Genomic DNA, 22,235 nt, shown 5'->3' on the forward strand with positions numbered 1-22,235 from the left:
TTAGTTCGTTTATGGCAACACATTGTTAGTCAGATACTTGCCCTGCTTTACCGCATGACGACGCCAGAACAGCAGGATAGTGGTCGATATCGCTGTCCCCACTAACGCTGCGCCAAACCAGCCTGCGGCGGCGACGAAACCGCCGTATCCGGCGTCATGCAAAAGAAAGAGTGAGAAAATGCCTGCGCCCGGCGTCGAAAGACCAATGTTCATCGCGCCGACAATCGCGCCCGTCACCATTGACCCCAGAACAAAAGAACCGATAACCCGCAGCGGATCTTCAATCGCCATCGGGATTGCCCCTTCCGTAATGCCCGCCAGCCCCAGTAGCCAGGTCGACTTTCCTGTTTCGATCTCAAACTCTTTGAACAGCCTCGGCGCCAGCATCGTTGATGCCGTTACGGTGAAGGCGGACACCATTTTGACCGAGGCGAAAATGGCATACGGGCCGTAGACGCCGTTCGCCATCGCCCCAAGGCAGAACGCGTAAGACGCTTTATTGACCGGCCCGCCCAAATCGAAAGAACACATAAAGCCGAGAATCGCGCCAAGCAGCAGCGCATTGGCGCCGCTCAGCCCATTAAGCCAGGCGGTCAGCGCGTTGTTGATCCACGCAACGGGCTCGCCCACCACAAACAGCATCAGGCTGCCCGCGCCTAAGGTGCCGATGACCGGATACAGATAGAAGGTCAGGAAGCCGTTGAATTTGCTGCTCAGGCGAAGATGGTTTTTCACCCAGCGCATCAGATATCCGGCGATCAAGCCACCCGCGATCGCGCCGAGAAAGCCGGAGCCAATCATATTGGCGGCAAGGCCGGCGGCGAATCCGGGAGCCAGCGCGGGTTTATCCGCCAGCGAATAGGCGGTATAAGCCGCGAGCACCGGCACCATCAGGATGCCGAGCATCCCGCCGCCCAGCTTGCGGTACATCCACAGCCAGGAGTTCTCCTGATCGAAGAGATGCTGCAAGCCGAGCATTTGCGCCAGCAGCACCGACACGGCCAGTACGGTTCCCCCGGCGACAATCAGCGGCACGGCGAACGAGATGCCGCTCAACAGCGCCTGTTTTAACTCCGTTTTCAGACTCTTAGGCGCTGCCGTTTCCTGGTAAACCGCGCGATCGCCCTGCACGGGCTCCAGCGCCAGCGCTTGTTGGATCAATGCTTCGGCGTGGCGGATAGGTTCGGCGACGGGCACCGACAGCGCAGGAATGCCCGCAAAGCGCTCACTCTCTTTTATCGCCACCTCTGCGGCGAAAATGCAGGCTTTTGCCGCGTTCAGCTGCTGTGCGGTAAGACGGCCTTCAATTCCGTTAGCGCCCTGCTTTTCCACATACACGTTCACGCCCAGTTTGCGTCCCGCTTTTTCCAGATACTCCGCCGCCATATAGGTGTGCGCAATCCCCGCCGGGCACGCCGTTACGCAGACGATGGTCGGCGCATCCTGTAAGGGCTGAAAAGCGCTTTCCTGATATTGGTCGTCCAGCGCCGACAGTAGCTCATCCGCCGTGGTCGCTGCCAGAATCCTCGCGCGGGTGTCATCATCCGCCAGTCGCGTGGTGAGTGCGGTCAGCAACTGCATATGGGTGCTTCCCGCTTCGCCTGGCGGAATGGCGAGCAGAAAAATCAGCGTCACCGCTTCCGGCCCGTCAACCCCTTCCCACATCATGGGTTCGCGCAGGGTGGCCACGGCAAATGCCGCTTCTTTAACCGCCGACGTTTTACCATGCGGCACCGCCAGCCCTTCTCCCAACGCCGTTGGCCCCTGGCTTTCACGCAAAAAGACTTCTTCAAGGTAAGCATCGGAATCTGAAATTTTCCCCAGTTGCACAAGCCGCTGGGTTAACGCGTGAATAGCCTCTTCACGACTGCCAAACCGGGCGTTCAGGCATAACGCATCGCGGTGGGTTAACGTCGTCAGGTTCATCATAGTCCTCACACTGTCATTGTATGTTTCAGAAATTGTGCCAGATTAAACAATACATTTATGTGATCATTTTCACTTACGCAAAATAATTTGTATTTAATTTGTATTATTTACAAGAGCTATTGATCGGGCATAATCAACGAAGTCGTATTAATTCATTCATACAAAAGTAAAAAGATGAGCCAAAAACCGTTATACCGACAGATTGCTGACCGAATCCGCGAGCAGATTGAACGTGGCGAACTGAAAGCAGGCGACGCGTTACCCACCGAGCAGGCATTGCAGCATGCGTTTGGCGTGAGCCGGGTCACGGTACGTCAGGCGCTCAAGCAACTGACCGAACAGCAGATCATCGAAAGCATTCAGGGCAGCGGGACCTATGTGAAAGAAGAGCGGGTCAATTACGATATCTACCAGCTAACCAGCTTTTACGAAAAACTCGCCGATCGCCATGTTGACACCCACAGTGACGTTTTGGTTTTTGAAGTGATCCCGGCGGATGACTTTCTGCGCAACCAGTTACAACTGGCGGAGAACAACCGGGTCTGGCACGTAAAACGCGTGCGTTACATTAAGCAAAAACCCGTCGCCCTCGAAGAGACATGGATGCCGCTGGCGCTCTTTCCCGACCTGACCTGGCAGGTGATGGAAAATTCCAAGTATCACTTTATTGAAGAGGTGAAGCAGATGGTCATTGATCGCAGCGAGCAGGAGCTGATCCCGATCATGCCAACCGAAGAAATGAGCCGCACGCTGGCGATCAGCGCAAACAAACCGATCCTGGAGAAAGTCTCCCGCGGATTCCTGAAAGACGGTCAGGTATTTGAATATAGCCGTAATGCGTTTAATACCGATGATTATAAATTTACGTTGATCGCGCGCAGAAAACAGCGCTGATCATGTTTTCTGTTCACGGTATTGTGACAATATGCTACCGGGCTCACAAATAATCCGCCCGGTAAGAAAGAACAAATTATTATCATATTTATCCTTTTATTAACAATAAGCAGTGTTCTTATAGAAACATCCATTTCTGTTCCGTTATTTAACTCACAGTTTTGCCTTTATATTATATTTATCTCTCAATAACCGTTTGCAAAAATAAATAAGACCGCGATCACAAATACAGCATATTATTTATTAACTCCCTGTTCCAATTAAATTAACCAGAGCTGGAAAATCAATAATAACTCATTGATAACAAACACACTTCTAATGATTAATTAAGAACATTATTTTTAAGAAAGATATTTTGAAAATAGATCAATTGCATCCCTTCCCGCCTGCACAGACACTCCATGACTATTAAAAGGTTGCAGAAACCTGAGTGCGCAATATTAAACGAAGACTCTTACCTTTTGTTCATCAGCTCTACAGAGGATTACTCATGAAAAAATCAACACTTGTTATTGGCGTCATTGGTGCTGACTGCCATGCAGTAGGCAATAAAGTTTTGGATCGCGTTTTTACTGCCCATGATTTTCGCGTAATCAATCTGGGGGTCATGGTAAGCCAGGATGAATATATTGATGCCGCAATCGAAACCGGCGCCGATGCGATTGTCGTGTCATCCATTTACGGCCACGGCGATATCGACTGCCTCGGTTTACGTGAACGCTGCATCGAACGCGGTATTGGTGACATTCTGCTCTATGTCGGCGGCAATCTGGTGGTGGGTAAACATGACTTTGCCGACGTGGAAGCGAAGTTTAAAGAGATGGGCTTTAACCGCGTCTTTGCGCCAAGTCACGATCTGGAAGATGTGTGCCGGTTAATGGCCGGAGACATTAACCCGCGTCATGGTGTTGAACAGCGCTGCCTTGAAGAGGCCATCTGATGCAAATCGTCTCTGTCGATATCGGCTCGACATGGACCAAAGCCGCCCTCTTCGCCAGGGAGGGGGATGCGTTAACCCTGGTGAACCATGTCCTGACGCCAACCACCACATACCATCTGGCAGACGGTTTTTTTGCCAGTCTGAATCAGGTGCTGAATGTCGCCGATGCTCGTCCGTTGCTGAAAAGCGGCGAAGTGCAGTTGAAATACTCCTCATCGGCAAAAGGCGGGCTCGCCGTCGCCGCTATGGGGCTGGTGCCGTCTATCACGCTGGAATCCGCAAAAGTTACTGCCCACTCAGCGGGGGCGAAGATCGCGCAATATTACGCGTATAAGCTCAACCGCCATGACATCCAGGCGTTAGAAAACTCGCCGCCGGACATCCTGCTGTTTACCGGCGGTACGGATGGCGGCGAAGAAAGCTACGGTCTGGCGAATGCGCGCGCGCTGGCGAACTCAAATCTGGATTGCGCGATTATTTATGCCGGAAACCGTGACATTCAGGATGAGGTACAGGCCATTCTGGGGCACAAAGATCTGACCACGGTAGACAACATTCTGCCCGACCTCGATCACCCGAATCCGTATGCCGCCCGCCAGGCCATTTGCGATCTGTTCCTGTCCCGCATCGTGAAAGGCAAAGGGCTGGACGTGATTGTTGGCGAAACCGGCGAAGAGCCGATGCCAACGCCGTGGACCGTCTACGAGCTGGTTAAAGCCATCAGCGACATCGACAGCGCATGGAAAGAGTTCATGCTGATCGATATGGGCGGCGCCACCACCGACGTGTACTCCGCCTGCGCCAATATGCTCTCTCCCGATACCGTGCTGCATGGCGTGCCGGAACCGTTCGTCAAACGCACCGTTGAAGGCGATCTCGGGATGCGCGTCTCTGCCCTTGTGGTCGGAGAAAGCACCCAGGAGATGGTAAACGTCGTGTTTGCCCAACAGCCTGAGCGTCAGGAGGCGTTCTACGGCTATCTGCGCCACCTGGTTTCCCACCCCGATTACCTTCCCCGCAGCGGCGAAGAGAAATTCTTCGACGCCCTGCTGGCAGGACTGTGCGTGGGTTATGCCAGCGAACGTCACGCGGGCACCAAAAAGCAGGTCTGCACCTGCGTGGGCAACGTCGACTTACAGATGGGGCGCGACCTCACCACCGTTCGCAAAGTTGTCGGTTCCGGCGGATGGCTCTCCCGCGCCAGTCAGTTCGACATCCATCGCTGGTTGAAATACCGCGAGCTGGACGATGACGGCAGACGCATTCTCTTACCCGGGCAGTTTGACTATTACCGCGATTCAAAAGGCTTGCTTCCTCTGCTGGCGAACGTCGCCAGGCTGTACCCGCAGCTCGCCGCTCGCACCAGTATTCAATGTTTAACCCTATAAAACCTAAGGCAGCTACGAATGGAACTCCGAAATAAAAAGTTAACCCATGACGAATTCATGACCGAGCGGCATCAGGTATTACAAACCTGGCATACCGGCAAGGACGTCGAGAATTTTGAAGATGGCGTGAAGTATCAGCAAACCATTCCAGAGAAAAAACGCTTTTCTCACGCCCTGTTAAAAGCCGATCAGGAAGGCAAAACGCTCAGCCAGCCGCGCGCGGGCGTGGCGCTGATGGATGAACACATCGCGCTGCTCAAAACGTTGCAGGAAGAGTGCGATCTGCTTCCCAGCACCATCGATGCCTATACCCGTCTGAACCGTTACGAAGAAGCGGCGATCGGTATTCAAAAATCCATCGAAGCAGGCACCTCTAAGCTGAACGGCCTGCCGGTTGTCAACCATGGCGTTGCTGCCTGTCGCCGGATGACGGAAGCGCTGGAAAAACCCATTCAGGTTCGTCACGGTACACCGGATGCGCGACTGCTGGCGGAAATCGCGATGGCCAGCGGCTTCACCAGCTATGAAGGCGGCGGCATCTCCTACAACATTCCTTACGCCAAGCGCGTCACGCTGGAAAAATCAATCCGCGACTGGCAGTACTGCGACCGTCTGATGGGAATGTATGAAGAGCACGGCATCCGCATTAACCGCGAGCCGTTCGGCCCGCTGACCGGCACGCTGATCCCGCCGTTTATGTCCCACGCGGTCGCCATCATCGAAGGTCTGCTGGCGCTGGAACAGGGCGTGAAGTCGATTACCGTCGGCTATGGCCAGGTGGGCAGCCTGACGCAGGATATCGCCGCCATTCAGTCACTGCGCGAACTGTCCCACGAATATTTCCAGAACTACGGCTTTGATGATTACGAACTGAGCACCGTCTTCCACCAGTGGATGGGCGGCTTCCCGGAGGATGAATCCAAAGCGTTCGCCATTATCTCCTGGGGCGCGGCGGTGGCGGGTATGTCCGGCGCGACCAAAGTGATCACCAAGAGTCCGCACGAAGCCTTCGGTATCCCAACGGCCGCCGCAAACGCCCAGGGACTTAAAGCCTCTCGCCAGATGCTCAATATGGTCAGCGACCAGAAATTCCCGCCGTGCGCGGCCGTGGAACAGGAAGTCGAACTGATTAAGTGCGAAGTCCGTGCGGTGCTGAAAAAAGTCTTTGAGCTGGGTAACGGCGATGTGGCGCGCGGCACGGTGCTGGCTTTTGAAGCCGGCGTGCTGGACGTCCCTTTCGCCCCAGCCTCCTGTAACGCAGGCAAAATCCTGCCGGTTCGCGATAACTCCGGCGCCATTCGCATCCTTGAAGCCGGTGCGGTTCCGCTGCCGAAAGATATCCTCGCCCTGCACCACGATTACGTCGCTGAGCGCGCCCATTTTGAAGGACGCAAGCCCTCATTCCAGATGGTTGTTGATGACATCAACGCGGTATCCCACAGTCAATTAATAGGAAGACCATAATGAAAATTAAACAGGCCCTTTTCACCGCTGGCTACTCCTCATTCTATTTCGACGATCAGCAGGCGATTAAAAACGGCGCGGGTCATGATGGATTCATTTATACCGGCGCGCCGGTCACGCCCGGCTTTACCTCTGTGCGTCAGGCGGGCGAGTGCATCTCGGTACAGCTGATTCTGGAAAATGGCGCGGTAGCGGTCGGTGACTGCGCCGCCGTGCAGTATTCCGGCGCTGGCGGTCGTGACCCGCTGTTCCTGGCAGAGCACTTTATTCCGTTCCTGAACGATCACATTAAACCGCTGCTGGAAGGCCGTGATGTCGATGCGTTCCTGCCGAACGCCCGCTTCTTCGACAAGCTGCGCATTGACGGCAATCTGCTGCACACCGCCGTGCGTTACGGCCTGTCGCAGGCGCTGCTCGACGCCACCGCGCTGGCGTCCGGTCGTCTGAAAGCAGAAGTGGTTTGCGATGAATGGCAGTTACCGTGCGTCCCGGAAGCGATTCCGTTATTTGGTCAGAGCGGCGACGATCGCTATATCGCCGTCGATAAGATGATCCTCAAAGGCGTTGACGTGCTGCCGCATGCGCTGATCAACAACGTGGAAGAGAAACTGGGCTTTCAGGGCGAGAAACTGCGTGAGTATGTACGCTGGCTGTCCGATCGCATCCTGAGCCTGCGCACCAGCCCACGCTATCACCCGACGCTGCATATTGATGTCTACGGCACTATCGGTCTGATCTTCGATATGGACCCGGTACGCTGCGCGGAGTACATCGCCAGCCTGGAGAAAGAAGCGCAGGGTCTGCCGTTGTACATTGAAGGCCCGGTGGATGCCGGTAACAAACCGGATCAGATCCGTCTGCTGACCGCCATCACCAAAGAGCTGACCCGCCTCGGTTCCGGCGTGAAAATTGTCGCTGACGAATGGTGTAACACCTATCAGGACATCGTCGATTTCACTGACGCGGGCAGTTGCCACATGGTGCAGATCAAAACCCCGGATCTCGGCGGCATTCATAACATCGTTGACGCCGTGCTCTATTGCAACAAACACGGGATGGAAGCCTATCAGGGCGGCACCTGTAACGAAACCGAGATCAGCGCCCGCACCTGCGTACATCTCGCGCTGGCCGCGCGCCCGATGCGGATGCTGGTGAAACCGGGTATGGGCTTCGATGAAGGTCTCAACATCGTGTTTAACGAGATGAACCGTACCATCGCGCTGTTGCAGACAAAGGATTGAGAAATGGCACGCACATTTAAGATCTTATCGCCGACGGCCATTCTGGGCTATGGCTTCCCGGAAGAGAGCTTTCGCAAAGCGATGGAGGAGTCGCCGGATCTGATCGCCGTTGACGCCGGTTCCTCCGATCCTGGCCCCCACTACCTGGGGGCAGGGAAACCCTTTACCGACAGGGCGGGAGTGAAACGCGATCTGCGCTATATGATCACCGCAGGCGTGAAAAACAACATCCCGGTGGTGATCGGCACTGCCGGAGGCTCCGGCGCGGCGCCGCATCTGGAGTGGTGTCGCCAGATAATCCTTGAGATTGCGCAGGAAGAGAAGCTGTCGTTTTCGATGGCGCTTATCCCGTCAGATGTTGATAAAGCGATCGTTCACCAGGCGCTGGATAACGGCAAAATCACCGCGCTGGATTTCGTCCCGGAACTGACCCACGACGCGATCGACCAAAGCACCTATATCGTCGCGCAAATGGGCATCGAACCTTTCCAGCGGGCGCTGAAAGCCGGTGCGCAGGTGGTGCTGGGCGGACGCGCTTACGATCCGGCCTGCTTCGCGGCGCTGCCGATCATGCAGGGCTTTGATGAAGGTCTGGCGCTGCACTGCGGCAAGATCCTTGAGTGCGCGGCCATCGCCGCGACGCCGGGTTCCGGTTCCGACTGCGCGATGGGGATCATTGACGATAACGGCTTTACGCTTAAAACGTTCAATCCAAAGCGCAAGTTCACCGAAACCTCTGCGGCGGCGCACACCCTGTATGAGAAATCCGATCCGTACTACCTGCCGGGGCCGGGCGGCGTGCTGAATCTGAAAGGGTGTAGCTTCAAAGCGGTCAACGAGGGCGAGGTCTACGTCAGCGGTTCCCGTCACGAAGAGACGCCGTACGCGCTGAAACTGGAAGGCGCGCGTCAGGTGGGCTTCCGCTGTCTGACCATCGCCGGGACCCGCGACCCGATCATGATTGCCAGCATTGACACCATTCTCGAAGAGGTGAAGACCAGCGTGGCGCGTAACCTCTCGCTGAATGATGACAGCATCCGCATGACGTTCCACCTGTACGGTAAGAACGGGGTGATGGGCAATCACGAACCGATGCAGAGCGCCGGGCACGAACTGGGCATATTACTCGACGTGGTCGCGCCGACGCAGGATATCGCCAACAGCGTCTGTTCGCTGGTGCGTTCCACCCTCCTGCACTACGGCTATGAAAACCGGATTGCAACGGCGGGCAACCTCGCCTTCCCGTTCTCGCCTTCCGATATTCAAAGCGGGCCAGTGTATGAGTTTTCAATCTATCACCTGATTGAAGCGAGCGACGCGCTGCAATTTGATTTCCACCTCGAACAGGTGACGCCGGAAGGAGTTCAGGCATGAAACACTCTATTTGCTCACTGGCGCAGGTGATTCGTTCCAAAAACGCCGGACCGTACGAACTGGTTTTAGATATTTTGTTTAAAACCCGGGAAGACTATCAGCGGGTAAAAGCATCGGAACAATTAACGCCGCAGCTTATTGCCCGTTTATATAACGTCGAGCCTGATTTTATTCATCGCATTGTCTGGTTTGATCCGGCAAATGCGGTAAAAATTGTCATGCCGCGCGATATTATTTCCGGCAACGTTGGTGACAATGATGTTTATGGCGCGCAGCAACACGCGCCGCTATTAAGTATTACCTTCGACTTGTAGTCATAACAATACAACAACAGCCATCAGGATACAGGATTTTGCTGTATCACTGTTTTCCTGATTATTCATGCGGTTGGTCATAACAAGCGCGTACCTGAGCGGTTGTCTGCGTTCGGGTATGCGCTGCCCTACACATTATTCTCCAACCATTATCCGATGGAGCAAACATGAAAAAAATAAGTTTAACCAAAATGATCATATTAGGCCTGATACTCGGCATGATTGCCGGGGTGGCCATTAATAATATGGCATCGGCTGAAACAGCAAAATCGTACGCCCAGGACATCTCTATTTTTACCACCATATTTTTACGCATGGTAAAAATGATTATTGCCCCCCTGGTTATTTCAACGTTAGTGGTGGGGATCGCCAAAATGGGCGATGCCAAAACGCTGGGGCGTATATTCTCTAAAACCTTTTTCCTGTTTATTTGCGCCTCATTATTGTCTATTGCGTTGGGTCTGGTCATCGTCAATATGTTCCAGCCAGGCGCAGGCATTAACTTTGTGGCACACGACGCAGGCGCGGTTGCCGCCGTGCAGTCTGAACCCTTCACGCTGAAAGTCTTTATCTCGCACGCCGTGCCCACCAGCATTATCGATGCGATGGCGCGCAACGAGATCCTGCAAATTGTGGTGTTCTCCATTTTCCTCGGTTGCAGCCTGGCCGCTGTTGGTGAAAAAGGCGCCGCCATTGTTAAAGTGCTCGACTCGCTGGTGCACGTCATGCTGAAGCTGACAGGTTACGTGATGCTGTTTGCGCCGCTGACCGTCTTTGCCGCCATCTCCGGTTTGATTGCTGAACGCGGTCTGGGCGTGATGGTCAGCGCCGGGATCTTCATGGGCGAGTTCTACCTGACGCTGGGGATGCTGTGGGCGATCCTGATTGGCCTGTCAACAATGATTGTCGGGCCGTGCATCAGTCGTCTGACCAAAGCAATCTTCGAACCCGCGCTGCTGGCCTTTACCACGTCCAGCTCGGAAGCGGCTTTCCCTGGTACGCTGGACAAGCTGGAGAAGTTTGGCGTCTCTTCCAAGATTGCCAGCTTCGTACTGCCTATCGGTTACTCCTTTAACCTCGTCGGCTCAATGGCCTACTGCTCGTTTGCCACCGTGTTTATCGCCCAGGCGTGCAACATTGAACTGAGCATGGGCGAGCAGATCACCATGCTGCTGATTCTGATGCTGACCTCCAAAGGAATGGCAGGCGTGCCGCGTGCGTCAATGGTGGTTATCGCCGCTACCCTCAACCAGTTCAACATTCCAGAAGCCGGTCTGATCCTGCTGATGGGCGTCGATCCGTTCCTCGATATGGGCCGTTCTGCCACCAACGTGATGAGTAATGCGATGGGTGCGGCGATTGTCGGTCGTTGGGAAGGCGAGCACTTCGGCGCAGGCTGCCGTGGCAAAGCACCGGTCAAAACCCCGGAACAGGAGCGCCCGGCAACCGAACACTCAGAAGTGGCGATGTCCTGATACCACAGCGATGCCGGATGGCGCTAACGCTTATCCGGCCTACGGTTTGCGCATTGTTGTAGGCCGGACAGCCGTCCGGCAAAAATAACTTAAAGGTGAGAAGTTAATATGTCTAAACCATTTGTCTGGCAGGAACCGTTTGTTCAAAGCAAAGATACGACGGAATATGAATTACTCAGCGACAAGCACATTACGGTAACGGAGTTAGACGGTGAAGAGGTTATCAAAGTCGCGCCTGAAGCGCTGACTCTGCTGGCCCAACAGGCATTTTATGAAGCCTCGTTTTTCCTGCGCACCGCGCATCTGAAGCAGATTGCCAGCATCCTGCACGATCCGCAGGCCAGCAGTAATGATAAGTACGTCGCGCTGCAACTGTTACGCAATGCCGAAGTCTCGGCGAAAGGCGTACTGCCAAACTGCCAGGACACGGGAACGGCAACCATTGTGGCGAGCAAAGGTCAGCACGTCTGGACAGGCGGCAACGATGCCGAAGCCCTGAGCAAAGGCGTGTACATCACTTTCCAGGAAAATAACTTACGCTACTCCCAGAACGCCCCGCTGGACATGTACACCGAGGTGAATACCCAAACCAACCTGCCCGCCCAGATTGATATCAGCGCGACGCCGGGTGACGAATACCGGTTTCTCTTCGTCAATAAAGGCGGCGGTTCCGCCAACAAAGCGGCGCTGTTTCAGGAAACCAAATCTATTCTGCAACCCGAAAAACTCACCGCTTTCCTGATCGAAAAAATGCGTTCGCTGGGAACAGCAGCCTGCCCGCCCTACCATATCGCTTTTGTGGTTGGCGGATTGTCTGCCGACCAGGCGCTGAAAGTGGCGAAGCTGGCCTCAACCAAATATTACGACACCCTGCCGACCAGCGGAAACGAGCTGGGCCAGGCGTTTCGCGACACAGCGCTGGAAACAACCCTGCTCAATGCCAGCCGCGAATTTGGCATCGGAGCACAGTTTGGCGGCAAATATTTCGCTCATGATATCCGCGTTATCCGCCTGCCGCGCCACGGCGGTTCCTGCCCCATCGCAATGGCGCTCTCCTGCTCTGCCGACCGCAATATTAAAGCGAAGATCAACAAGCGCGGCATCTGGCTGGAAAAACTCGAACACAATCCGGGAAAATTTATTCCTGAATCCCTGCGCGTGGAAAACAGCGCCCAGACCGTACAGCTCGATCTCAACCGTCCGCTGCGCGAGATCCTGCATAACCTTTCCACGCTGCCTGTCGGCACCCGACTGTCGCTGAACGGCCCGATTGTCGTCGCCCGCGATATCGCGCACGCCAAAATTAAAGAGCGTCTGGATAACGGCGAACCGATGCCGGACTACATGAAAAATCACATTGTTTATTACGCGGGGCCAGCCAAAACGCCGGAAAAACAGGCCTGCGGCTCTCTCGGCCCGACCACCGGCGGGCGCATGGACGGCTATGTTGACGCCTTCCAGGCGGCGGGCGGCAGTTTGATCATGCTTTCGAAAGGCAACCGCAGCCAGCAAGTGACCGAAGCCTGCCACAAGCATGGCGGCTTCAATCTTGGCAGCATTGGCGGCGCCGCCGCGCTTCTGGCGCAGCAGTACGTTAAAAGCTTACGCTGCCTTGAGTATCCCGAACTGGGGATGGAAGCCGTGTGGATGATGGAGGTCAAAAACCTGCCCGCCTTTGTGCTGGTGGATGATAAAGGCAATAACTTCTTCAGCCAGTTTGAGCAGCAACATCGCTGCGCGACCTGTCCGGCAGGACATTAAGGAGCATTTATGGAAGCGCGAGCCAATACTGACAGGCACCGCCAGCGGCAGCAAAAACTGAAAGAACAGGTGGACACCCGCGTGGCGGCGGCCACGGAACAGAAAGGAGTCCTGATTGTTTTCACCGGGAACGGTAAAGGAAAATCGACGGCGGCCTTTGGCACCGCAACCCGCGCGGTCGGTCACGGCAAAACCGTTGGCGTCGCGCAATTTATTAAAGGTCAGTGGGATAACGGTGAATACAACACGCTGCAACCGCTGGGCGTTGAGTTTCACATTATGGGCACCGGTTTTACCTGGGAGACGCAGGATCGGGAAGCGGATATACAGGCGGCGGAAGCCGTCTGGCAGGAAGGAAGGCGCATGCTCGCCGATCCGCGTTACGATCTGGTGGTGCTGGATGAACTGACATACATGCTGGCTTATCACTACCTGGACACCCAGGACGTGATCGCCGCGATTGTGAATCGTCCCGAACAGCAGAGCGTGATCGTTACCGGTCGCGGGTGTCATACGCAGTTACTGGAACTCGCCGATACGGTCAGCGAAGTCCGCCCGGTGAAGCATGCATTCGATAGCGGCATTCAGGCGCAGGCGGGGATAGACTGGTAGCCGCGCCTTTGCCTGATGGCGCTGCGCTTATCAGGCCTACAGCCCTCACCGCCTGTAGGCCGGATAAAGCCACCGGCCGCAGCCCTCACCGCTTGTAGGCCGGATAAGGCCACCGGCCGCCATCCGGCATCAGCGCTCCACCGCTGAGATTACCGATTTTTGCAGCAGCCAGTCACGGAAGATCTGTAAATACCGGGATTCCGCTTTTTCTTCGCGCCACGTCATAATAAACCGGTTCCCTGTACGCATCGGCACATCGCAGGGAATCACCATCTCACCGTTATCCAGATCGTGCTGGATCGCAAACCGGGGCAATAGCGCCACGCCCAGATTAGAACGCACGGCGGCAATCAGCATCGACAATAAATCAAAGCGCGGGCCTTTATTCACCAGCGGACTGTTGATATCCGACAGCGCGAACCATTCCTGCCAGCCTTTGATGCGCGTACTTTGATGCAAAAGGGGAAATTCATTGAGCAACTCTTCTACGGTCAGTTTTTGATTCGGCTGAGGTAAAAGGCTGCCACTGCATACGGGTAAAATTTCCTCTTCAAATAAATACTCCACCTCTGACCAGGGCGAGCAAAAATCTTCCCGCATAATGGCGGCGTCATACTCACGGTTAAGAAAATCGCCAATATTCGCCAGCGAATGAATATTAACGATAATGTCAGGATTTATTTTATTAAATTCACGTAAATTCGGAATCAGCCAGTGGGTACTGAACGTTGGGTTCACCGCCAGCTCAATGACCTGAACGGTGGGTTGCCAGGTCATTATCGTATTGGTATCGCGTTCAAGTTTGTTAAGTGTTTCTTTAACAATGCTCAGATAATGCTTACCGGCTGCATTTAAAAAAATTCGCTTTTTGGCATGGTTAAATAACGAGGTATGTAAAAAATCCTCCAGCGCATTCACCTGCCGGAACACGGCACTCTGAGTCAACGCCAACTCTTCTGCTGCCCGGGTATAGCTTTCGTGACGCGCCACCACTTCAAAAGTCACCAGTAATTCGGTCTTGGGTATCTTTCCTCTCATAACGTCTTCCATATGCAGCGTACAAAAATAGTTTAATTTATAAAAAATTAATGCAACCCCTCCAGATTATCCCCGAGAGTTATATTTTATTTTCTCCGCTAATGTCATTGATCCACTCCATGATTTACGCACACTGCCAGTGTTTAAATATTAAGCAATAATACTCAACCCCGACAATAAACACAATTTAAACGCGGTTAATTACAGGCAAATAGTGCTAATAAGTTCTTAATAATTTTTCATGTTAACTTGTTTTATGGAGAAAAAATGTTGCGAGGTGAATCAATATTATTTGTGGTTTATTTAAGGAGGATTTAACACGCGGCATAACAGAAAGCGACTGTTTATGTATCTGATAATTTTCTGTTCGTTACCTGCTGGCAGGATGATATTAATAACAATAAGCGCGGGTAAACGTTTACCGCAGCAAGATGCTTATTTTCAACACGGTTAAGCGGCAAAACAGGCAAAAAAAAGGTCACCAGAAGGTGACCAACCATGTCGAAAACGGACCAGCCCTGCATCCTTCGCGCTTCAGGTATTCCCCTGTCGCACGAAGGAGTCGGGCCTTATTGCTGCTTTTTGAGAATTACTTCATTACGGCTTTCAGCGCTTCGCCGATATCCGCCAGGCTACGAACGGTTTTCACGCCTGCGGCTTCCAGCGCGGCGAATTTCTCATCCGCCGTACCTTTACCACCCGCGATAATCGCGCCCGCGTGACCCATACGCTTGCCTTTCGGCGCGGTGACGCCCGCGATGTAACCGACAACCGGCTTGGTTACGTGTTCTTTGATGTATGCCGCCGCCTCTTCTTCCGCGCTACCGCCGATCTCACCGATCATCACGATCGCTTCAGTCTGCGGATCTTCCTGGAACAGTTTCAGGATATCGATGAAGTTAGAGCCCGGGATCGGGTCGCCGCCGATGCCCACACAGGTGGACTGGCCGAAACCGTAGTCAGTGGTCTGCTTAACCGCTTCATAGGTCAGCGTACCGGAGCGGGACACGATGCCCACTTTGCCCGGCTTGTGGATGTGGCCCGGCATGATGCCGATTTTGCACTCGCCAGGGGTGATCACGCCCGGGCAGTTCGGGCCGATCATGCGCACGTCCGCTTCGTCAAGCGCGACTTTCACGGTCAGCATATCCAGCGTCGGGATACCTTCAGTGATGGTGATAATCAGTTTGATGCCCGCGTCGACAGCCTCCAGAATGGAGTCTTTACAGAACGGCGCCGGAACGTAGATAACCGTTGCGGTGGCGCCAGTGGCTTCTACCGCTTCACGCACGGTATTGAACACCGGCAGACCCAGATGCGTGGTGCCGCCTTTGCCTGGCGTTACGCCGCCCACCATCTGCGTGCCGTAAGCAATCGCCTGTTCAGAGTGGAAAGTCCCCTGGCTACCGGTAAAGCCCTGGCAGATAACCTTGGTGTTTTTATCGATTAAAACAGACATTATTTCCCCTCCACTGCGGCAACAACCTGCTGAGCTGCATCCGTCAGACTTTTCGCTGCAATAATATTCAGGCCGCTGTCAGCCAGTTTTTTCGCGCCGAGTTCGGCGTTGTTGCCTTCCAGACGAACGACAACCGGTACGCTAACACCCACTTCTTCTACCGCGCCGATGATACCGTCGGCAATCAGGTCGCAACGGACAATGCCGCCGAAGATGTTAACCAGAACCGCTTTCACGTTGTCGTCAGAGAGGATGATTTTGAACGCTTCGGTTACGCGCTCTTTGGTCGCGCCGCCGCCTACGTCGAGGAAGTTAGCCGGTTCGCCGCCGTGCAGTTTAACGATGTCCATCGTGCCCATCGCCAGACCTGCGCCGTTAACCATGCAGCCGATGTTGCCGTCCAGCGCCACGTAGTTCAGTTCCCACTGCGCCGCCTGCGCTTCACGCGGGTCTTCCTGAGACTGGTCGCGCATTTCACGCAGATCCGGCTGGCGGAACAGCGCGTTGCCGTCAGCGCCCAATTTGCCGTCGAGACAGATCAGATCGCCCTGCTTAGTGATCACCAGCGGGTTGATTTCGATCAGCGCCAGATCGCGCTCAAGGAAAATGGTCGCCAGACCCATAAAGATCTTCGTAAATTGCTGAACCTGCTTACCTTCCAGACCCAGTTTGAACGCCAGTTCGCGGCCCTGATACGGCATTGGACCCGCCAGCGGATCGAGGGCGATTTTGTGGATCAGGTGCGGGGTCTCTTCCGCCACTTTTTCGATTTCCACGCCGCCTTCGGTGGAGGCCATAAAGACCACGCGGCGGGAGCTGCGGTCAACAACCGCGCCAAGATACAGCTCTTTATCGATATCGGTCGCCGCTTCAACCAGAATCTGGTTGACCGGTTGACCGTTCGCGTCTGTCTGGTAGGTCACGAGGCGTTTACCCAGCCAGTGTTCCGCAAACGCGCGAATCTCTTCTTTGCTGTTAACAACCTTCACACCGCCCGCTTTGCCACGGCCGCCTGCGTGAACCTGACATTTTACTACCCACGGACCCGCGCCGATTTTTGAAGCGGCTTCTTCTGCTTCACGCGGAGTAGTACAGGCATAACCCACCGGCGCCGGTAAGCCATAGCGGGCAAAAAGTTGTTTTGCCTGATATTCATGTAAGTTCATGTGTTCTGTCCATCCTTCAGGTAATCGTTATCTTTAAACCTGTAGGCCTGATTAGACGCGGCTGCGTCGCCATCAGGCATCTCACCAGCGCCTTATCCGGCCTACAGGGCAGGTGACACTAAAAAGTGACTACACGTCCAGCAGCAGACGCGTCGGATCTTCCAGCAGCTCTTTAATGGCGACCAGGAAGCCCACTGATTCACGACCATCGATCAGACGGTGATCGTAAGACAGCGCCAGGTACATCATCGGCAGGATCTCAACCTTGCCATCCACCGCCATCGGACGATCTTTGATCGCATGCATGCCGAGGATTGCGCTCTGCGGCGGGTTGATGATCGGGGTAGACATCAGCGAGCCGAACACGCCACCGTTGGTGATGGTGAAATTACCGCCGGTCAGATCGTCCACCGTCAGCTTACCGTCACGCCCTTTCACGGCCAGTTCTTTGATTTTCTTCTCGATATCCGCCATGCCGAGGGTATCGACATCACGCAGTACCGGCGTTACCAGACCACGCGGCGTGGAAACCGCCATGCTGACGTCGAAGTAGTTGTGATACACCACGTCGTCGCCATCAATGGAGGCGTTCACTTCCGGGTAGCGTTTCAGCGCTTCAACCACCGCTTTCACGTAGAAGGACATGAAGCCCAGACGAATGCCGTGACGTTTTTCAAACGCGTCGCCGTACTGCTTACGCAGATCCATGATTGGCTTCATGTTGACTTCGTTGAACGTGGTCAGCATCGCGGTGGAGTTTTTCGCTTCCAGCAGACGCTCGGCTACGCGCTTGCGCAGACGGGTCATCGGGACGCGTTTTTCACTGCGAGCGCCAAGCGCAGGCTGTGCGGCAGGCGCGGCTTCCGGCGCTTTGGCTTCCGCTTTCGCCGGTGCCTTCGCCAGATGTTTTTCCACATCTTCGCGCGTGATGCGACCGCCTACGCCCGTGCCTTTGATGGCGCTGGCGTCGAGGTTGTGTTCACCCAACAGACGGCGGATCGCCGGGCTGAGGGCATCGTTGTTCTGCTCGGATAGCGACGCCTGCTGGCGCTGCGCCGGTGTAGACGCTTTCTCTTCGGATTTGGCGCTGGTCTCTTTACCGGAGCTGTTGCCTTCACGCAGGCGACCCAGGATCTGGCGAGACGTTACCGTCGTACCTTCATCTTCCAGAACCGCATCCAGAATGCCGTCAGCCGATGCCGGTACTTCCAGTACCACTTTGTCAGTTTCGATTTCTACCAGCACTTCATCACGCTGGACACTATCGCCCGGTTTTTTGTGCCAGGTCGCAACGGTTGCGTCCGCTACGGACTCAGGCAGGTCGGGAACAAGAATATCTACGCTACTCATTATTTATCCTTTAATTAATCGACGTTCAGCGCGTCATTAACCAGATCTTGTTGCTGTTTCTGGTGAACGGACAGATACCCTACCGCCGGGGAGGCGGAGGCCGGGCGACCTGCGTAACGCAGAGCAGACCCAAATGGAATCACTTCACGGAAATGATGCTGACTACAGTACCATGCGCCCTGGTTGAGCGGCTCTTCCTGGCACCAGACAAAATCATGTACGTGGGCGTACGGTTTCAGCGCTTCCTGAACCGCTTTGTGCGGGAACGGGTAGAGCTGTTCAATGCGCACAATGGCGACATCTTTCTGATCGTTTTTACGGCGTTGTTCCAGCAGGTCGTAATAAACCTTACCAGAACACATCACCACGCGCTTCACGCCTTGCGGATCGAGCTCATCAACCTCGCCAATCGCTGGCTGGAAGGCGCCGTTGGCCAGTTCGTCCAGGCTGGAGACCGCCAGCGGATGACGCAGCAGCGACTTCGGCGACATAACGACCAGCGGACGGCGCATACCGCGCAGCGCCTGACGACGCAGCATGTGGTAAACCTGCGCCGGGGTGGACGGGACGCAAACCTGCATGTTCTGCTCAGCGCAAAGTTGCAGATAACGTTCCAGACGCGCGGAGGAGTGCTCCGGCCCCTGCCCTTCGTAGCCGTGCGGCAGCAGCATCACCAGACCGCACATCCGCCCCCATTTCTGCTCGCCGGAGGAGATGAACTGATCGATCACCACCTGCGCGCCGTTGGCGAAGTCGCCGAACTGCGCTTCCCAAATGGTCAGGGTACGCGGTTCAGCGGTGGCATAACCGTATTCGAACGCCAGCACCGCTTCTTCAGACAGGACGGAGTCCCAGACACGGAAGGTGCCCTGACCGTTATGAATGTGCTGCAACGGCGTATACGTGGAGCCATTTGCCTGGTTATGAATCACCGCATGACGGTGGAAGAAGGTGCCGCGACCGGAGTCCTCACCGGACAGACGCACCGGAATCCCCTCATCAACCAGCGTGGCGTAGGCCAGCGTTTCCGCGCCGCCCCAGTCGAACAGCTTCTCGCCAGCGGCCATCGACTGACGATCGCCGTAAATTTTGGCGACGCGCGACTGCATTTCTACCGCTTCCGGCACCGTGCTGATGCGTTTAGCCAGTTCCTGCAAACGCTTCATTTCCACCTTGTTCGGGTAGCTCTCATCCCATTCATGGTTGAGGTACGGCGACCAGGTGAAGGAGTGCATGTTCATCGGACGCCACTCTTTCACCACGCATTCACCTGCATCCAGCGCATCGCGGTAGAGGTTGACCATTTCAGTGGCGTCTTCCAGCGTAGCGACCTTGTCCGCTTCCAGCTTGTCGGCGTAGAGTTTACGCGGCGTCGGATGCTTTTTGATTTTCTGGTACATCAGCGGCTGGGTTGCGCTCGGCTCGTCGGCTTCGTTATGGCCGTGACGGCGGTAGCACACCAGATCGATGAAGACATCGCGTTTAAAGGTGTTACGGAAGTCCAGCGCCAGACGGGTAACGAAAGCCACCGCTTCCGGGTCATCCGCGTTAACGTGGAAAATCGGCGCCTGAACCATCTTGCCGATGTCGGTGCAGTATGGGGTGGAACGCGCATCCAGCGGGTTGGAGGTGGTAAAGCCCACCTGGTTGTTGATGACGATACGCACCGTACCGCCCACTTCGTAACCACGCGCCTTGGACATGTTCAGGGTTTCCTGAACCACGCCCTGGCCCGTCACTGCGGCGTCGCCGTGAATGGTGATTGGCAGCACTTTATTGCTGCTCGGCTCATCCAGACGATCCAGACGGGCGCGCACGGAACCGATCACTACCGGGCTGACGATTTCCAGGTGCGACGGGTTAAACGCCAGCGCCAGGTGAACCAGACCGCCTTCGGTTTCGATATCAGACGAGAAGCCCATGTGGTACTTCACGTCGCCGGTGCCGAGATGCTCTTTATGTTTGCCCGCAAATTCGTCGAACAGATCCTGCGGTTTTTTACCCAGCACGTTGACCAGCACGTTCAGACGACCACGGTGCGCCATACCCAGCACCACTTCGCGGGTGCCGCTGTTGCCCGCATGGCGGATCATCTCTTTGAGCATCGGGATTAACGCATCGCCGCCTTCCAGCGAGAAGCGTTTCGCCCCCGGGAATTTCGCCCCCAGATAACGCTCCAGCCCTTCGGCGGCGGTCAGTTCGTTGAGGAAGCGTTTTTTCTCTTCCGCGCTGAAGGCGGCGCGGCCGGATTCGATACGCTGCTGAATCCAGCGTTTCTCTTCGGTGCTGGTGATATGCATATACTCGGCGCCAATCGGGCCGCAGTATGTTTGTTTGAGCGCGGAAATAAGTTCGCCCAGCTTCATCGTCTCTTTGCCAATCGCAAAAGAACCTACGTTAAAGCTTTCCTGGAAATCGGCCTCTGTCAGATCGTGGAAAGAGGGGTCCAGATCCGCCACGTTTTCTTGTTCCCACAGTCCCAGCGGATCGAGATTCGCATGCTGGTGACCACGGAAACGATAAGCGTTGATAAGTTGCAGGACTTTGACCTGCTTCGTATTAGTGTCAGGGTCGGAAATCGAAGAAGAGTAACGTGAGGCATCCTTCGCCAGACGACGGAAATAATCACGCGTTTTTGAATGGAATTGATCCGGTTTGACTCCGGTGCCAGGTAACTGCTGGAACGTCGAACGCCAGTTAGCGTCTACCGAGTCAGGATCGGTTAAGAAGTCTTCATAGAGCTGTTCTATCCAGCTCTGGTTTGCGCCAGAGAGGTAAGAAGAGTCCAACCAGGCTTTCAAAGCGCTGTTCTGCATCGTGATCCCTTAAGCATTCTGTATGCTTACTTCGCCGTGGATACTACCACGCACATTGCTGTGCGTGCCGGGGTTCACTTGCGAGCTCTTCTCTGTGTAGCGGCTCGCGAAGGAACCTTTAGAAACTGTCTAACCATCAGGGCAGTTTTTAAAGGTTTCCTGCATTTCAAACCGGTGGTGGCCCCGTAGACCTGATAAGCGTAGCGCCATCGGGCAATATATGCCGGATGACGACGCCAACGTCTTATCCGGCCTACGGGACTGTCATTTACTGCGCTTACCGGCGTTATTATTTACGCACTGCGTTGCAACAACATCGACTTAATATGGCCGATGGCGCGCGTCGGGTTCAGCCCCTTAGGACATACACTGACGCAGTTCATGATGCTATGACAGCGGAATACGCTGAATGCATCGCTCAGGTCTTCCAGGCGGCTGTCGGTCTCGGTATCACGGCTATCGATCAGGAAACGATACGCCGCTAACAGGCCTGCCGGGCCGATAAACTTATCCGGGTTCCACCAGAACGACGGGCACGACGTTGAACAGCACGCACAAAGAATACACTCATACAGCCCATCGAGTTTTTCACGCTGCTCAGGCATCTGTAAATGCTCACGAGCGGGTGGATTTTGCCCATTATTCAATAAGTAAGGCTTAATCTTCTCATATTGTGCGTAGAATTGCCCCATGTCTACCACCAAATCGCGGATAACCGGTAAACCGGGCAGCGGACGGATAACAATCTTCTTACCCGGCTGGTGTAGCGCCGAAACCGGCGTAATACACGCCAGGCCGTTTTTGCCGTTCATGTTCAGGCCATCTGAACCGCACACGCCTTCACGGCATGAGCGACGGAAAGAGAGGCTGGGATCTTTCTCTTTCAGCTGCATCAGCGCATCCAGCAGCATCATGTCACGCCCTTCTTCGCCTTCCAGGGTGTAATCCTGCATACGCGGAGCGTCATCAACATCCGGGTTATAGCGATAAATCGAAAACTCGAGTTTCATTTTC

The 22,235-nt window shown here is 54.9% G+C and carries 17 protein-coding genes; 10 read left to right on the top strand and 7 right to left on the bottom strand.

The window, feature by feature from the left end:
* Window positions 1-9: 9 nt before the first annotated feature.
* Window positions 10-1,926: a PTS 2-O-a-mannosyl-D-glycerate transporter subunit IIABC gene (gene mngA / locus FD428_RS14720; protein ID WP_058669157.1), complete on the bottom strand. Its 1,917-nt coding sequence runs from the start codon at window positions 1,924-1,926 to the stop codon at window positions 10-12.
* A 177-nt stretch (window positions 1,927-2,103) separates the two neighbouring features.
* On the opposite strand from mngA, the gene FD428_RS14725 reads away from it, so the two are divergent.
* From FD428_RS14725 to cobO, 10 genes are all read left to right on the top strand, one after another.
* A complete protein-coding gene (locus tag FD428_RS14725) occupies window positions 2,104-2,823 on the top strand; it encodes a GntR family transcriptional regulator (protein WP_049008346.1) in 720 nt (239 codons plus the stop codon).
* A 490-nt stretch (window positions 2,824-3,313) separates the two neighbouring features.
* Window positions 3,314-3,763: a methylaspartate mutase subunit S gene (gene glmS, locus FD428_RS14730; protein ID WP_012133257.1), complete on the top strand. Its 450-nt coding sequence runs from the start codon at window positions 3,314-3,316 to the stop codon at window positions 3,761-3,763.
* Window positions 3,763-5,151, top strand: a complete 1,389-nt coding sequence (gene glmL / locus FD428_RS14735) for a methylaspartate mutase accessory protein GlmL (RefSeq protein WP_112002185.1) — start codon at window positions 3,763-3,765, stop codon at window positions 5,149-5,151. The genes glmS and glmL overlap by 1 nt, the downstream gene beginning before the upstream one ends.
* 18 nt (window positions 5,152-5,169) lie before the next feature.
* On the top strand, window positions 5,170-6,615 hold the full coding sequence (locus tag FD428_RS14740) for a methylaspartate mutase subunit E (protein WP_012133259.1): 1,446 nt from the start codon (window positions 5,170-5,172) through the stop codon (window positions 6,613-6,615).
* Window positions 6,615-7,856, top strand: a complete 1,242-nt coding sequence (locus FD428_RS14745; protein ID WP_114847769.1) for a methylaspartate ammonia-lyase — start codon at window positions 6,615-6,617, stop codon at window positions 7,854-7,856. Before FD428_RS14740 ends, FD428_RS14745 begins: the two co-directional genes overlap by 1 nt.
* Before the next feature lie 3 nt (window positions 7,857-7,859).
* Window positions 7,860-9,230, top strand: coding sequence for an acyclic terpene utilization AtuA family protein (locus FD428_RS14750; protein WP_012133261.1), 1,371 nt, complete (start codon window positions 7,860-7,862; stop codon window positions 9,228-9,230).
* Window positions 9,227-9,544 carry a DUF4387 domain-containing protein gene (locus FD428_RS14755; RefSeq protein WP_012133262.1) on the top strand — a complete coding sequence of 106 codons (318 nt, stop codon included), beginning with the start codon at window positions 9,227-9,229 and terminating at the stop codon, window positions 9,542-9,544. Before FD428_RS14750 ends, FD428_RS14755 begins: the two co-directional genes overlap by 4 nt.
* Before the next feature lie 167 nt (window positions 9,545-9,711).
* Window positions 9,712-11,019: a dicarboxylate/amino acid:cation symporter gene (locus tag FD428_RS14760; RefSeq protein WP_012133264.1), complete on the top strand. Its 1,308-nt coding sequence runs from the start codon at window positions 9,712-9,714 to the stop codon at window positions 11,017-11,019.
* 108 nt (window positions 11,020-11,127) lie between these two features.
* Complete coding sequence (locus tag FD428_RS14765) at window positions 11,128-12,780, top strand: class I fumarate hydratase (protein ID WP_071259700.1); 1,653 nt, start codon at window positions 11,128-11,130, stop codon at window positions 12,778-12,780.
* A 9-nt stretch (window positions 12,781-12,789) separates the two neighbouring features.
* Window positions 12,790-13,392 (top strand): cob(I)yrinic acid a,c-diamide adenosyltransferase, encoded by a 603-nt coding sequence (cobO, locus tag FD428_RS14770; protein ID WP_012133266.1) that lies wholly within the window; start codon window positions 12,790-12,792, stop codon window positions 13,390-13,392.
* Between the two features lie 129 nt (window positions 13,393-13,521).
* On the opposite strand, the gene FD428_RS14775 is transcribed toward cobO, so the two are convergent.
* The 6 genes from FD428_RS14775 to sdhB form a co-directional block, all read right to left on the bottom strand.
* A complete protein-coding gene (locus tag FD428_RS14775) occupies window positions 13,522-14,430 on the bottom strand; it encodes a LysR family transcriptional regulator (protein WP_024130527.1) in 909 nt (302 codons plus the stop codon).
* Window positions 14,431-15,019: 589 nt separating this feature from the next.
* Window positions 15,020-15,889: a succinate--CoA ligase subunit alpha gene (gene sucD / locus FD428_RS14780; protein ID WP_114847768.1), complete on the bottom strand. Its 870-nt coding sequence runs from the start codon at window positions 15,887-15,889 to the stop codon at window positions 15,020-15,022.
* Window positions 15,889-17,055 (bottom strand): ADP-forming succinate--CoA ligase subunit beta, encoded by a 1,167-nt coding sequence (sucC, locus tag FD428_RS14785; protein ID WP_012133271.1) that lies wholly within the window; start codon window positions 17,053-17,055, stop codon window positions 15,889-15,891. Before sucC ends, sucD begins: the two co-directional genes overlap by 1 nt.
* A gap of 129 nt (window positions 17,056-17,184) precedes the next feature.
* The gene (odhB, locus tag FD428_RS14790) at window positions 17,185-18,405 is read right to left on the bottom strand and encodes a 2-oxoglutarate dehydrogenase complex dihydrolipoyllysine-residue succinyltransferase (protein ID WP_047458082.1); all 1,221 of its coding nucleotides are present in this window, start codon (window positions 18,403-18,405) and stop codon (window positions 17,185-17,187) included.
* Between the two features lie 14 nt (window positions 18,406-18,419).
* The gene (sucA, locus tag FD428_RS14795) at window positions 18,420-21,221 is read right to left on the bottom strand and encodes a 2-oxoglutarate dehydrogenase E1 component (RefSeq protein WP_012133275.1); all 2,802 of its coding nucleotides are present in this window, start codon (window positions 21,219-21,221) and stop codon (window positions 18,420-18,422) included.
* 293 nt (window positions 21,222-21,514) lie between these two features.
* Complete coding sequence (sdhB, locus tag FD428_RS14800; protein ID WP_012133276.1) at window positions 21,515-22,231, bottom strand: succinate dehydrogenase iron-sulfur subunit SdhB; 717 nt, start codon at window positions 22,229-22,231, stop codon at window positions 21,515-21,517.
* Window positions 22,232-22,235 lie beyond the last annotated feature (4 nt).

It is taken from the genome of Citrobacter sp. TBCP-5362, from assembly GCF_005406305.1.
In the GTDB taxonomy this organism is placed as follows: Bacteria; Pseudomonadota; Gammaproteobacteria; order Enterobacterales; family Enterobacteriaceae; genus Citrobacter_B; species Citrobacter_B koseri.